The 13847-nt window shown below is 71.9% G+C and carries 11 protein-coding genes; 9 read left to right on the top strand and 2 right to left on the bottom strand.

Going from position 1 to position 13847, the window contains the following annotated elements; all coding sequences use genetic code 11:
• The first annotated feature begins 320 nt into the window (after positions 1-320).
• The 4 genes from AC5L36_RS06345 to AC5L36_RS06330 all read left to right on the top strand — a co-directional run bounded on the left by AC5L36_RS06345 (position 321) and on the right by AC5L36_RS06330 (position 6121).
• Entirely contained in the window at positions 321-878 is a 558-nt protein-coding gene (locus AC5L36_RS06345; RefSeq protein WP_441214396.1) for an RNA polymerase sigma factor, read from the top strand.
• On the top strand, positions 875-2740 hold the full coding sequence (locus AC5L36_RS06340; RefSeq protein ID WP_494907600.1) for an EAL domain-containing protein: 1866 nt from the start codon (positions 875-877) through the stop codon (positions 2738-2740). Before AC5L36_RS06345 ends, AC5L36_RS06340 begins: the two co-directional genes overlap by 4 nt.
• A 229-nt stretch (positions 2741-2969) precedes the next feature.
• Positions 2970-5015 (top strand): phosphate acetyltransferase, encoded by a 2046-nt coding sequence (gene pta / locus AC5L36_RS06335; RefSeq protein WP_441214394.1) that lies wholly within the window; start codon positions 2970-2972, stop codon positions 5013-5015.
• Positions 5012-6121, top strand: a complete 1110-nt coding sequence (locus AC5L36_RS06330; protein WP_441214393.1) for an acetate/propionate family kinase — start codon at positions 5012-5014, stop codon at positions 6119-6121. The genes pta and AC5L36_RS06330 overlap by 4 nt, the downstream gene beginning before the upstream one ends.
• Here AC5L36_RS06330 and AC5L36_RS06325 read toward each other — a convergent pair.
• Positions 6095-6262, bottom strand: coding sequence for a hypothetical protein (locus tag AC5L36_RS06325; protein WP_441214392.1), 168 nt, complete (start codon positions 6260-6262; stop codon positions 6095-6097). The genes AC5L36_RS06330 and AC5L36_RS06325 overlap by 27 nt on opposite strands.
• A 38-nt stretch (positions 6263-6300) precedes the next feature.
• On the opposite strand from AC5L36_RS06325, the gene AC5L36_RS06320 reads away from it, so the two are divergent.
• The 5 genes from AC5L36_RS06320 (at position 6301) to AC5L36_RS06300 (ending at position 12764) form a co-directional block, all read left to right on the top strand.
• Complete coding sequence (locus AC5L36_RS06320; protein WP_441214391.1) at positions 6301-8577, top strand: MMPL family transporter; 2277 nt, start codon at positions 6301-6303, stop codon at positions 8575-8577.
• Between the two features lie 80 nt (positions 8578-8657).
• A complete protein-coding gene (locus AC5L36_RS06315; RefSeq protein ID WP_441214390.1) occupies positions 8658-9506 on the top strand; it encodes an alpha/beta hydrolase family protein in 849 nt (282 codons plus the stop codon).
• Positions 9507-9537: 31 nt separating this feature from the next.
• Positions 9538-10890, top strand: a complete 1353-nt coding sequence (locus tag AC5L36_RS06310; RefSeq protein ID WP_441214389.1) for an Hsp70 family protein — start codon at positions 9538-9540, stop codon at positions 10888-10890.
• A 154-nt stretch (positions 10891-11044) separates the two neighbouring features.
• Positions 11045-11860, top strand: a complete 816-nt coding sequence (locus AC5L36_RS06305; RefSeq protein ID WP_441214495.1) for an NAD-dependent protein deacetylase — start codon at positions 11045-11047, stop codon at positions 11858-11860.
• Positions 11850-12764, top strand: coding sequence for an alpha/beta hydrolase family protein (locus tag AC5L36_RS06300; protein WP_441214388.1), 915 nt, complete (start codon positions 11850-11852; stop codon positions 12762-12764). Before AC5L36_RS06305 ends, AC5L36_RS06300 begins: the two co-directional genes overlap by 11 nt.
• Before the next feature lie 127 nt (positions 12765-12891).
• Here the strand turns inward: AC5L36_RS06300 and AC5L36_RS06295 are convergent, their stop codons facing one another.
• Positions 12892-13845 carry a zinc-binding dehydrogenase gene (locus tag AC5L36_RS06295; RefSeq protein WP_441214387.1) on the bottom strand — a complete coding sequence of 318 codons (954 nt, stop codon included), beginning with the start codon at positions 13843-13845 and terminating at the stop codon, positions 12892-12894.
• Positions 13846-13847: the final 2 nt, after the last annotated feature.

The following is a 13847-nucleotide window of genomic DNA, read 5'->3' as shown; positions in this document are numbered from 1 at the left end:
AAAATTTTGACGACTGCGGGTGGCCCGCCCCAGGTGTTTGACCACAAAGGACCAAGCGTGTGCTAGCGGCTACGTTCCGTAGAACATGACCCTAGTCCACGCCCATCCTCTTTTCGGTCCGTCTAGTTTGGCCGATCGGACCAAAGAGGGCTGGTAGAAAGCATGACCACCGATCATGCCGGGAAGTTGTGCCGCTCAACGCACCTCTCAGGCAACTCCTACCGACAGTGATATGCGGGACCATATGGCGGGGAGCGAACGATGATCAATCTTTTGACGCTTGGGGGAACGAGCGTGTCAGCGCGCGAGGTGGAAGCGGCGTGACCGTTGTCGAGCCCAGCGTGACCGCTGCCGAGCGGCGGCTGGCCGAGCTGGATGCCTCGTTCGAGGACTTCTGCCGGGAAAACATAGTGGCGGTCGAGCGGTTCCTCCGGAGCCAGTGCGGCGACCGCGAGCTGGTCCAGGAGGCCGTGCAGGAAACGCTCATCACGGCCCGGGACAAGTGGGAAGAGATCAGCGGCTACGAAAAGCCGCTCGCCTGGGTGTACAAGACCGCCCGATACAAGCTGATGAACGAGCAGGCCCGGCAGCGCCGGGAGGCGACCGCGACGCTCGACGAGGTGCCGACCGACCGCCTCGTCGCGCCGCCGGCCGACTCCCGCGAGGCGCAGGAGTGGTTGCTCGGCTGCCTGCGCCGGCTGCCGGAGCGCCAGGCGGCCGTGTTCGCGCTCGCGTTCGAGGGCTGGACCGATCCGGAGATCGCGCGGATCCTCGGCATGGCCGACAACACCGTGCGGTCGTACAAGGCGGCCGCCCGCCGCCGCCTGAAGGAACTTGCCAAGGAGGCGGGCTTCGTCACGCCCGCCCGGGGGCGGTGACGGTGGACCTCGACGACATCCTGGCCCTGGCCGGCAGCCACAAGCCCACGGTCTTCGAGCGGGCCAGCGCCAGCCGCAACACCCGGTGGGTGCAGCAGCAGTACGCGCGGGCCAAGGCCGACGGCCGCGACCTGGTGGGCGACGTCGACATGCACGACCCCCTGCGCGGCGACACCGGCGAGGTCCGCCGCATCACCCGCGCGGCGCAGCTCGCCAAGCAGGGCACCGTGCGGTGGGACGCGGCGACCGGCGAGCTGACCTGGTCCGACGAGATGTCCCTGATCTTCGGCCGGCCGCCCGGGGCGGTCCGCCAGACCGTCGACGCGCTCTACGGGCTCACCCACCCCGACGACTCCTACCGCGTCCGGCTGGCGGCGACAGCGGCCTGGCGGGATCGCACCGCCACCGAGCTGACCTGCCGTGTGGTGCAGCCGGCCGGGATCACCAGGTGGGTGCACTGCTACATCGAGGTCCTCACCGGCGACGACGGCGAGCCCACCGGCATCATCGGCACCGCGCAGGACGTCACCGAGCTGGAGCTGGCCCGCAGGGAGCACGACCGGCGGGCCCGCCGCCGTGCGATCGTCGAGCGGGCGTCGGGCTCCCTCGGCCCCGGAGACGGGCTGCGCGACCGCACCGGCTTCAGCGACGAGATCGACCGCGCACGCCGCGCCGGCACCGGCGTGCTGCTGGTCCTCGCCACCGAGCCGCAGGGCGCCACCGACTCCGAGCGCCTCTCCGCGGTCGTGGCCACGTTCATCATGAAGCTGGCCCGCCGCAACGACATCTGCGGCATCCTCGGCCCGGGCGAGTTCGGCGTGCTCATGCCCGACATCGGCCTGAGGCCGGCCACGTCGCTGGCGCAGACCATCGTGGAAAAGCTGCGCGCGCAGCGTTTCGTCGCCGGCCCGCACGGCCTGCGGCTCGACGCGTGGGGTGGCCTCGTGCGCTTCGAGGCGCACGACGAGAGCAGCAGCATCGACCTGCTCATCGACGCGGAATCGGCGTGGCGGCACGCGAAGGAGACCGGCGCCGCCCTCAAGGCGTTGGCCCGCCCGGCCCCGGCCGACGAGCGGCAGGAGGCCTGGCGCACGCGGGTCCGCGCGGCGGTGGCCGGCAACGGGTTCACGCTGTATACGCAGCCGATCCTCGACCTGCGGCTCAACCAGATCACCCGGCAGGAGATCCTGCTCCGCACGCTCAACGACGCGGGCAACCCGGTGCCGCCCTCGCCGCTGCTCGACATCGCCGAGCACGTCGACGAGACGCTGCCGATCGACCTGTGGGTGATGGACAACGCGTTCGAGCTGATCGCGCAGGGCCCGCCCACGCCGCACTACCAGATCAACCTCTCCGGTCGCTCGCTCGGCGAGCCCGGCCTGCTCGGCCGCGTGCAGGACCTGCTGCACAAGCACGACGTCGACCCGCGCCGCATCACGTTCGAAATCACCGAGACCGCGCGCATCGACAACCGCTCCGAGGCGATGTACTTCGCACGGGCGATCCGCGAGCTCGGCTGCCAGCTCGCACTCGACGACTTCGGCGCGGCGTACAGCTCGTTCATCTACCTCAAGTCGTTTCCGATCGACCTGGTCAAAATCGACGGCGCCTTCATCACCGACATCGTCAACTCACCGACCGACCAGGCGCTCGTGCGGTCCATTGTGGAGGCCTGCCAGGCGCACGGCGTGCTGACCGCCGCCGAGTACGTGCGGGACGCCGCTACAATCGAGCTGCTGCGCGGCTTCGGCGTCGACTTCGCCCAGGGGTACGAGGTGGGCGCCCCGATGCCCATCGCCGGCGCCCCGGCCTCCTCCGGCACGTCGATCGAGTTCGACCTGCGCATCGACTCACCCGCGTAGCCTCTGATCCTTTTCCCGCGTCCGCGTCAGTTGTAGACCGTATGCTCCCGCGCGCGGGCCTGGCAGCGGAGGTCGGGGATCTCGGCTCGCTCTGCGAGCCGCCGGCCGGAGCGGTGCCCGCGGGAGCATACGGCCAGCAGGTGACACGGACGGGGGCAAATCTGCTCTGGAGAGCTCGTCATCTCTGCCTCTGGAAAGCTCGTCGTCGGATCATGAATAGGCTGGGCGCGTGGGACGAAGCGTTTACGTCGCTGGGCTGGGGCCGGGTGGCGGCAAGTCGACGATCGCGCTCGGGTTGGCTGAGCTGCTGTCGCGGCAGGTGGAGGGGATCGGCGTGTTTCGGCCGCTGGCGCCCTCCAACGGCCGTGACGCGATCCTCGAACTGCTGCGGGAGCGTTACCGGATCGAGGATCCGTACGAGGATCTCTACGGCGCCACGTACGCCGAGGCGGGTGAGCTGATCTCCACTGGTCGGCGGGAGGAGCTGATCGCGCTGATCGTGGGGCGCTTCCGCGAGGTGGAGCGCCGGCACAAGGCGATGGTGATCGTCGGCAACGGGCTGCGGGCGGACGACGAGACCGACGAGCTCGCGTTCAACGCGCGGCTGGCCAACGAGTTCAGCAGCGTGGTCGTGGCGGTGGTCGACGGCCAGGAGCAGGAGGACGTGGGGGCGGCGTCGAGTCTGGGCTACCACGGGCTGAGCGATCTCGGGGCGACCGTGCTGGCGGTGATCGCCAACCGGGTGCGGCCGGGCACCGCGATGCCTGAGCTGCCCGTGCCGGCGTACGCGATCCCGGAGGTCCCGACCGTCTCGGCGCCGACCGTGGCGGAGGTGGCGGCCGGGCTGGGCGCGAGCCGTCTTGCGGGTGACGACGCGGCGCTCGACCGGGACGTGCTGGACTTCGTGGTGGGCGCGGCACACGTGCCGCTCGTGCTGGAGCACATGACCGACGGGTGTCTGCTGATCATGCCGGGCGACCGCGACGACCTGCTGGTGGCGGCCGGCGCGGCGCGGGCGGCGGGCTCGCCGGCGATCTCCGGCGTGGTGCTGACGCTCGGTGTGCGGCCCGACCCGCGGGCAATGCGGCTGGTGGAATCGCTCGGCGCGGGGTTGGCGGTGCTCTCGGTGCCGACCGACAGCTACCACACGGTGGAGGCGATCGGGCGCATCGAAGGGCGCCCCACGGCGGCCCACCCGCGCAAGGTGGAGGCGGCGATCGGCGCATTCGAGTCCAGTGTGGACAACGAGGAGCTGATGCGCCGGCTCGACGTGGCGCGGGCGCCGCGGGTGACGCCGCTGATGTTCGAGTACGAGCTGATCGACCGCGCCCGCCTGGAGCGGCGCCACCTGGTGCTGCCGGAGGGTGCCGAGGAACGGATCCTGCGCGCCACCGAGACGCTGCTGCGCCGCGGGGTCGCCGACCTCACGCTGCTCGGCGACCCGGACGAGATCGCCCGCAAGGCCAAGGACCTCGGGCTCGACGTCGACGGGGCGTCCATCGTGGATCCGGCGGCGAGTCCATGGCTGGAGGAGTTCGCCGGGTTGTACGCGGAGATCCGCCGCCACAAGGGCGTCACGCTCGACCTGGCTCGTGACGTGGTGCGCGACGTCAGCTACTTCGGCACGATGATGGTGCACACCGGGCGGGCGGACGGCATGGTCTCCGGGGCCACACACACGACCGCGGCGACGATCCGGCCCGCGTTCGAGATCATCAAGACCGTGCCCGGTGTCTCGGTCGCCTCCAGCGTCTTCCTGATGCTGCTCGCCGATCGGGTGCTCGTCTACGGCGACTGCGCGGTCAACCCCGACCCGGACGCGGCCCAGCTCGCCGACATCGCACTGTCGTCCGCGGACACCGCGGCCCGCTTCGGCATCGAGCCACGGGTGGCGATGCTTTCGTACTCGACCGGCTCGTCCGGCGCCGGTGCGGACGTGGAGAAGGTCGCGGCGGCCACCGCGCTGGTGCGCGAGCGGCGGCCGGATCTGCCCGTGGAGGGGCCGATCCAGTACGACGCGGCGGTCGACCCGAGCGTGGCCCGCACCAAGCTGCCCGGCAGCACGGTCGCCGGCCACGCCACGGTCTTCATCTTCCCGGACCTGAACACGGGCAACAACACGTACAAGGCGGTGCAGCGCTCGGCCGGCGCGGTCGCGGTCGGCCCGGTGATGCAAGGGTTACGGCGGCCGGTCAACGACCTCAGCCGGGGCGCCACCGTCAAGGACATCGTCAACACCGTGGCCATCACGGCGATCCAGGCGGCCACGTCATGAAAATCCTCGTGCTCAACAGCGGGTCGTCAAGCGTCAAGTACCAGCTTTACGACGGCGACACCACCCTCGACGAGGGCACGGTGGAGCGGGTCACCGACCACGATGCCGCCCTGGCCGAGGTGACACAGCGGCTCGATCTGTCCGGGTTGGACGGTGTCGGGCACCGCGTGGTCCACGGTGGAGGGTTGTTCAGCGAGCCGGCTCTCGTCACCGACGGGGTCGTCGCGGCGATACGGCATCTGATCCCGCTCGCGCCCCTGCACAACCCCGCCAACCTCGCCGGCATCGAGGTGGCCCGCAAGCTGCTGCCCGGAGTGCCGCAGGTGGCCGTCTTCGACACGGCGTTCCACCGCACGCTCCCCGAAGAAGCGGCCACCTACGCGATCGACAAGGAGCTGGCGGACTGGCACGCCGTGCGCCGGTACGGCTTTCACGGCACCTCGCACGCGTACGTATCCCGGCGCACCGCCGCGCTCCTCGGGCGTCCACTGGAGACGGTCAACACGATCACGCTGCACCTCGGCAACGGTGCCAGTGCCTGCGCCGTCGAAGGTGGACGGTCGGTCGCCACGTCGATGGGGCTGACGCCGCTGGAGGGCCTCGTGATGGGCACCCGTTCGGGTGACGTCGACCCCGGCGTGCTGATCTACCTCGCGCGCAACGCGGGGATGAGTATCGACGACCTCGACAACATGCTCAACCACCGCAGCGGCCTGCTCGGGCTGGCCGGGGTCGGCGACATGCGCGAGGTGCTGAGCCGCCGCGCCGCGGGCGACCGGGCCACCGCACTCGCCCTCGCCGTGTACTGCCGGCGGATCAAGGAGTACGTGGGCGCGTACTACGCGGTGCTGGGGCGCCTCGACGCGATCGCGTTTACGGCCGGGGTGGGCGAGCGTGCGGCGGTGGTGCGTGCCGAGTCGCTGGCAGGCCTGTCACGGCTGGGCATCGAGATCGACACGGAGCGCAACGAGCGGGTCGAAGAGGGGATCATCTCGCCGGACGGTGCGCCGGTCGCTGTCTTCGTGGTGCCGACCGACGAAGAGTTGGAAATCGCCACGCAGGCGCGCGGCGTGATCGCGTCAGCCCGCGGCGAGGAACGCGATTAGCACGACAAGGATCACGGCCAGCACCGCGACACCGATGATCAGCGGCAGGCGGGACGGCGCCTTCTCGGCCTCCGCCGGGGCCTGCGCGAAGGAGCGGAAGGCCTCCGTGTTACCGCTCGGGTCCACGTACTCGTCAGACATGGCCATGACCATAGCGTGGTAGGGCAGGCCCTACCACGATGGCGCGGTGTTCCCCACCAGAAAGTGGGGTGTGCGCTGGATCGAGACGGATCAGCGCCGCTCATAGCGTCTTCGTCATGACGACATCCATGTTGCGACCGCCGGAGAGCCGGCCGGACGAGACCCTGACGAGCCACCGGCGGCCCCGCAACCTGGCCGCCTCCGTCGCCCGCTTCAGCGCGCGGCACCGCGCCACCGCCATCGTCGGCTGGCTGCTCTTCGTGATCGTGGCGACCGCGCTGAGCGCGGTGATCGGCACGGTCAGCGCCGAAGACAGCGACTACGGCAACGGCGAGTCCAAGCGCGCCGAGCAGATCATCGACGCGGCCGGCTTCCCGGACCGGGCCGGCGAGATGGTGATCGTGCAGAGCGGCACGCTCACCACCAACTCGATCGAGTTTCGCAACGCCGTCCGCGAGGCCGCCAGCGCCGTCGAGGCCACCGGCCAGGTGGAGAACGTGAACGCCGACGCGGTCTCCGAGGACAAGCGCTCGGCGCTGGTCACGTTCGACATGAAGGGCGACCCGGAGACGGCCGTCGACCGGATCGACCCGGTGTTCAAGGCCGTCGAGGGCGTGCAGGACAAGCATCCAGACCTGATCGTCGCGCAAACCGGCGAGGTCAGCATCGACAAGGCGATCGACAGCCAGGTGGAAGGCGCGCTGGGCACCCTGTCGATGCTTTCGCTGCCGGTGACGCTCGGCATCCTGCTCGTGGCGTTCGGCGCGTTCCTGGCCGCCATCCTCCCGCTGGGCTTGGCCGTCACCGCGTTCCTCGCGTCGCTCGGCCTGCTGGCCGCGAGCAGCCGCTTCTTTCCCGCGGACCAGTCCGTCACCCACCTGATGCTGCTCATGGGCCTGGCCGTCGGCGTCGACTACTGCCTCTTCTACATCCGCCGCGAGCGGGAGGAGCGGGCCAACGGCGCCAGCCCCGAACAGGCACTCGCCACCGCGGCGGCCACCTCCGGGCGCTCGGTGATGATCTCGGCGTTCACCGTGATCATCGCGATGGCGGGCATGTTCCTGACCCAGGACGTGACGTTCATCAGCCTGGCCGTCGGCACGATCCTTGTCGTCGCGGTCGCGGCAGTGGGCTCGCTCACCGTGCTCCCGGCGATGCTCTCCAAGCTCGGTGACAAGGTCGACCTGGGCCGCATCCCGGGCCTGTACCGGCGCAAGTCCAACGGCCGCTTCTGGCGCTTCGTGCTCCGCCTGGTGCTGCGCCGGCCGGGTGTCTCCGCGACGATCGCGGCCGCCGCGCTGATCGCCCTGGCGCTGCCGGCGCTCGGCATGAAGCCCGCGTCCGACGGCATCGAGGGCGTCAAGCACGACGAGGCCGCGATCCAGACGTACGACCGGGTGCAGGCCGCCTTCCCGGGCGGCGCCGACCCCGCCACCGTCGTGGTCAAGGCGGCGGACGTCACCGACCCGGCGACGACCGCGGCGATCGCCGACTTCAAGGCCAAGGCGCTGGCCACCGGCCAGCTTCACGAACCGGTGTCCGTCGAGGTCAATCCCGACAAGACGGTCGCCCTGATCAGCATCGGCCTCTCCGGCACGGGTACCGACAAGGTCTCCGAGGACGCGGTACACACCCTGCGCGACGACGTCATCCCGCACTCGCTCGCGGGTGTGGCCGGTGCCGAGGTAGCGGTCACCGGGGACGCGGCCCAGTCGGTCGACTTCAACCACGCGCTCACCCGCAGCGTGCCGCTGGTGTTCGCGTTCGTGCTGGGCCTGGCGTTCGTACTGCTGCTCGTGTCGTTCCGCTCGGTGGTCGTGGCGGTGACCGCGATCGTGCTCAACCTGCTCTCGGTGGCCGCCGCGTACGGCGCCCTGGTGCTGGCCTTCCAGCACGGCTGGGGCTCCGGCCTGATGGACTTCCAGGAGCGCGGCACGATCACGAGCTGGATCCCGCTGTTCCTCTTCGTGATCCTGTTCGGCCTCTCGATGGACTACCACGTGTTCGTCCTGAGCCGGATCCGCGAGGGGTACGACCGCGGCTGGCCGACCAAGCTCGCGGTGTCGCGCGGCATCCAGAACACGGCCGGCACGATCACCATGGCGGCGGTGGTGATGGTCGCGGTCTTCGCACTCTTCACCACGGCCCCGCTGACCGCGATGAAGGAGATGGGCTTCGGTCTCGCGATCGCGGTGCTCATCGACGCCACGATCGTGCGGGCGGTGCTCCTCCCCGCGGTGATGGCCATGCTGGGTGAGCGCAACTGGTACCTGCCCCGCTGGCTCGGCTGGCTGCCCCGCCTCTCGCACAACTGAGGTCCTTGGTGTCCAGACGGCCGCCGCACGGGAACCGGAAAGCCGGCCCCGTGCGGCGGCCTCGTCCGTACCGTCAAAACATGAAGCGGTTTGCGGCGGGGCTCGTCGGCGTGGCCCTGCTGCTCGCTTCGGCGGCGTGTGGCGCTCCGGCGCCACACGCCGTTTCGCACGCGGCCGCGGTGTCCGCCCCGGCCGGCACCTACCCGGTCGGCGTCCGCACGCTGGCGCTCAGCCGCGGAAAGGCCAGGCCGCTGCCCACCACCGTGTGGTATCCGGCGCGCCAGGCCGGCCGGGACGCCCCGATCGCCGCCGGGCGCTTCCCCGTGGTCATCTACAGCCACGGCCTGCACAGCCTCCCCGCCTACCACGCGCAGATCGTCACCCGTTGGGTGGCGGCCGGCTTCGTGGTGGCCGCGCCGGCCTACCCCCGCACCCGCGAGGGCACTCGCCGCTTCAGCCGCGCCGACGTGCGCAACCAGCCGGCCGACGCCTGGTACGTGGTGCGGAAGGTGCTCGCCCTCCCCGCCTTCGCCGGTCACCTGGACGGCAGCCGCATCGGCGCGGCGGGACACTCCGCCGGCGGCTATACCACCGCGGGCCTCTTCACGGCCGGCCACGACCGCAGGCTGCGCGGCGGCATCGTGATCGCCGGGGCGGGGATGGCGGGCGCTTTCGCCGGCCCGAGCGCGGCCATGCTCTTCGTACACGGCACCGCCGACCCCACGGTCCCGATCGAGGCCGCCCGCGCGGCGTACGACCGCGTGCACTGGCCGAAGTCGTTTCTCGCGCTGCCCGGCCAGGACCACGGCGCCTACCTGACACCCGGCCAGCCCGGCTTCACCCAGGTGCTGGCGACGACACTCGACTTCCTGAGGTGGATCCTCTACGACGACGCCGGCGCCCGGAGCCGCCTGGAGCTGGCGATCTGACCGCTGGCGTCTCGGCGCTACGGTGTGGGCCGTGGCAGGGCGATCCGGCGTGGTTCTCGGCGTCGACTTCGGCACGTCCCACACCGTGGCCGCGCTCTCCAGCCCGGCCGGGCCGGGCCGGCCGCTTCAGTTCGAGTCGAGCTTCCTGCTGCCGTCCGCCGTGTACGCCGAAACCGACGGCCGGCTGCTCGTGGGCCGCGACGCGGAGCGCAGCGCGCGACTCGACCCGGCGAGCTTCGAGCCCAACCCGAAGCGAAGCGTCGACGACGGGGTGATCCTGCTCGGCTCCCGCGAGTACCAGGTGCCGGATGTGATCGCCGCGGTGCTGCGCCGCGTCGTCGACGAGGCGTCCCGCGTTGCCGGCGCGATGCCGGCCGAGACGGTGCTGACCTACCCGGCCAACTGGGCGGCCAGCCGCAAGGGGGTGCTGGCCGAGGCCGCCGCACGCGCCGGCGTGCCGGCGGTCACGCTGATCGCCGAGCCGGTCGCGGCGGCGGGGTACTTCACCCGGGACCTCGGGCACACGGTGCCTTCCGGCGGCGCGCTGGTGGTGTACGACTTCGGCGGCGGCACGTTCGACACCACCGTGCTGCGGCGCGCCGGTGACGACTGGGAGATCCTCGCCACCGACGGCCTCACCGACCTGGGCGGCCTGGATCTCGACGCCGCGATCGTCGAGCACCTGTCGCGAACAGTCGGCGCGAGCGACCCCGACCGCTGGCGCCGCCTGGTGCGTCCGGCGGACGACCTGGCGCGGCGGCGGCACCTCATGTTCTGGGCCGACGCCCGATCCGCGAAGGAGCAGCTGTCGCGCAGCTCGTCGGCCGCCATCCACGTCCCGCTGTTCGACGTCGACACCCACCTGACGCGGGAAGAGTTCGAGCGGATGGCCCGGCCCTACGTCGAGCGGACCGTCGACCTGACCATGGCGGCGCTGCAACGGGCCGGGGTACGCCCGCACGAGGTGGGCGGGGTCTTCCCAGTCGGCGGGTCCAGCCGGATCCCGCTGGCCGGCACGCTGCTACACCAGCGGGTCGGTGTGTCACCCACGCTGGTCGAGGATCCGGAGCTGGTCGTCGCGCTGGGCAGCCTGCCCGCCGCGGCGCCGGTCCGCCCGGTGCCCCCCGTGTCCGCCCCGGCCGGGGGCGGTCCCGAGACACCACAGCCGATCCGGCCCACGTCACCGGCCGCCGCGCCCGCGCCGCCCAGCTTCTCCGCGTCACCGCCGTTGCCCGGCCACCCACCGCTGTTTCCGCCGACCCGGGCGGTGCCTGCTTCCTCCCCGCGGCGCCGAAGGCCGGTCGCCGCGACCGTGCTCATCCTCGCGCTCCTGGCCTGCGTCCTGCTGCTCGGGCAGGTGGTCGCCGAACAGTTCGGCCGTTGAAATGGCGGACAGCCAGCGCGCCGACATTTGACAACGAGCGGATAACCGCCGCGAACACGACCGAGATCCCGTTCACCCTCAGCGTGCCGGCCTCGCCGTCCGGCGGCTGAGGCACCATGGATGGGTGATCGACGGGACCGAGCGGCTGGCGGAGATGGTTGCGGAGGGTGGTGTCGCCGTCCTCACCGGGGCGGGCATCTCCACCGACTCCGGCATTCCGGACTACCGCGGGCCGGACGGCGTGCAGACGCGGCACGCGCCGATGACCTACCAGATGTTCACCCGCGACCCGGTCGCGCGCCGGCGCTACTGGGCGCGTAGCCACCTGGGCTGGCGGACGATCGCCCGCGCCGAGCCCAACTCCGGGCACCACGCGGTCGCCGACCTCCACGCGGGTGGGCTGCTCCGCGGCGTGATCACACAAAACGTCGACGGCCTGCACCAGTCCGGCGGGTGCGCCGAGGTGATCGAGCTGCACGGCAACCTCGACCGGGTGGTCTGCCTCGACTGCGGAGACGGCACCGCCCGAGACGACCTCGATCGCCGGCTGCGCCTGGTCAACCCGGAGTTTCACGCCCAGGTGATCGCCGTCAACCCGGACGGAGACGTCGACCTGCCGGACGGCGCGGTGGAGCGGTTTCGCCTGGTGGGCTGCCGGGCCTGCGGGCGCGGCACGCTCAAACCCGACGTGGTCTTCTTCGGCGAGACCGTGCCCCGGCCGCGGGTCGACGCGAGCTTCGCGCTGGTGGAGAGCGCCCGGCTGCTGCTGGTGCTCGGGTCGTCGTTGACCGTGATGTCCGGGCGGCGGTTCGTGCTGCGAGCGGCGAAGCTGGGCATCCCCGTGGCGATCGTCAACCGCGGGGCGACCCGCGGCGACCCGTACGCGGCGCTCACGCTCGACGCGCCGCTCGGCGCGGTGCTGCCCGACCTGGTGCGGCTGGTGGGCGCGGGAGGCGTCGTTGCGCGCTAGCGTCGCCGCCGCCTCCGTCCTGCTGCTCGCCGGCTGCTCGGTGTCCCTGCCCACGCCGGTCAGCACCACCGCGGCGCCCACGCCGAAGGCCACTTCCGCGCCCGCTCCCGAGCAGACCGGCCGGGCGCCCGCACAGACCTTCGACGTCGACACCCGCCAACTGCGGCTCAGCCGGGGCGCCGACCGACCGCTGCCGGTGACGATCTGGTACCCGGACGCCGGCGCCGGCCGCTTTCCGGTCATCCTCTTCAGCCACGGGCTGACCGGCCGCCCCGCCGACTACGCGCCGCTGCTGGAGCACTGGGCGTCGGCGGGGTTCGTGGTCGCCGCGCCCGCGTACCCGCACACGAGCCGCGGCGTGGCGCGCGTCGACGCCCTCGACGTGATCAACCAGCCGGCCGACGCCACGTACGTGCTCACCGAGGTCCTCAAGCTCGACCGGCGCTCCGGCGACGCCCTGCGCGGGCGCCTCGCTACCGACCGCCTCGCCGCGGCCGGCCACTCCGCGGGTGGCATCACCACCATTGGCCTCTTCAGCGTGGCCCGCGACGAGCGGCTCGACGCCGGCGTAGTGCTCTCCGGCAGCGGGCTCGGCATGGGGCTGGGCTTCACCGGCCCGCCGGCGCCGCTGCTGTTCGTGCACGGCCAGCGCGACTCGGTCGTCTCGTACGCCTCCGGCAAGGCCGCCTACGACAGCGTGCCGTGGCCCAAGGCGCTCCTCACCCTGCCCGACGGCGACCACGGCCAGTCGTTGCTGCGCGAGGGCAACCGGGCGTTCGACGTGGTGGCCGACTCGACGCTCGACTTCTGGCGCTGGTCGCTATACGGCGACGCGGACGCCAAGCGCCGCCTGCCCGAGGACGCGACGTCGGCCGGCCTCGGTCGCCTCGACGACCAGCTCTAGGTTGGGCTTGTCGCGCGGGCCTGGCAGCGGGGGTCGGGGGTTTCGGCGAGCCCTGGCGAGCCGCCGACCGCCGCGGTCTCCGGCGGGAGCGGCGGTCCGCCGCTGACGCGGACCCGGGAAACATCTTCTATCGGGTGTGGTCGACGACGACCTTGCCGAAGACGTCGCCGGAGTGCAGGCGGGCGAACGCACCCTCCACATCGGAGAACGGGAAGACGCCGTCGATCACCGGGCGGATGCCGCGCTCCTGGCAGAGGGCGAGCAGGCCGGCCAGCTCCTCCGGCGTGCCCATCGAGGTGCCGATGATCTCCAGCTGCATCGCGAAGAGGCGGCGGAGGTTGACCTTCGGCTCGTGACCGGAGGTCGCGCCGGAGACCACGATGCGGGCGCCCGGCGCGGCCGACTTGAGCGAGTGGTCGAACGTCGCCGCGCCTACCGTCTCGATCACCACGTCGACCCGCTCGGGCAGGCGGGCACCCGGCTCCAGCGCGGTCGCGCCGAGCTCGGCGATCCGCTCGCGCTTTTCGGCGTCGCGGCTCGTGGCGTACACCCGCTTGCCGAGCGCGGCGGCCAGTACCACTGCGGCGGTCGCCACGCCACCACCGGCGCCCTGCACGAGCACGGCCTCACCCTCGTCGACCCGCCCGCGGGTGGTGAGCATGCGGTACGCGGTGAGCCACGCGGTCGGCAGGCACGCGGCGTCCGCGAAGGACACGCCCGCCGGCTTGGGCACGAGGTTGGCGCGGGGGACGGCGACCCGCTCGGCGAGCGTGCCGGGATGGCGCTCGGAGAGGATCGAGTAGCCGCGCGGGTCGCCCGGGTCGGCAACCACCGGGTACACGACCACCTCGGCACCGGACGGGTCGACGCCGGCGGCGTCGCAGCCGAGGATCATCGGCAGCTGCTGGGCGGAGAGCCCGACGCCGCGCAATGACCAGAGGTCGTGGTGGTTGAGCGAGCTGGCCCTGACCTCGACCGTCACCCAATCCGGGCCGGGCGGCGCCGGCTCGGGCCGCTCGCCCACCTCCAGCGCGGCGAGCGGGTTGTCGTCGTCGAATCCAGAGGCGTACGCAGCGCGCATAC

The sequence above is a fragment of the Phytohabitans sp. LZ39 genome (assembly GCF_059359075.1).
This window is presented reverse-complemented; position numbering and strand designations above follow the sequence as displayed.

What these genes read in the sequence shown, in the direction of transcription:
- AC5L36_RS06305 (WP_441214495.1), top strand. Translation starts at nt 11,045, where the DNA reads ATGGTTGCGGAGGGTGGTGTCGCCGTCCTCACCGGGGCGGGCATCTCC.
- AC5L36_RS06320 (WP_441214391.1), top strand. Translation starts at nt 6,301, where the DNA reads ATGGCGCGGTGTTCCCCACCAGAAAGTGGGGTGTGCGCTGGATCGAGA.
- AC5L36_RS06330 (WP_441214393.1), top strand. Translation starts at nt 5,012, where the DNA reads ATGAAAATCCTCGTGCTCAACAGCGGGTCGTCAAGCGTCAAGTACCAG.
- AC5L36_RS06315 (WP_441214390.1), top strand. Translation starts at nt 8,658, where the DNA reads ATGAAGCGGTTTGCGGCGGGGCTCGTCGGCGTGGCCCTGCTGCTCGCT.
- AC5L36_RS06295 (WP_441214387.1), bottom strand. Translation starts at nt 13,845, where the DNA reads ATGCGCGCTGCGTACGCCTCTGGATTCGACGACGACAACCCGCTCGCC.
- AC5L36_RS06325 (WP_441214392.1), bottom strand. Translation starts at nt 6,262, where the DNA reads ATGTCTGACGAGTACGTGGACCCGAGCGGTAACACGGAGGCCTTCCGC.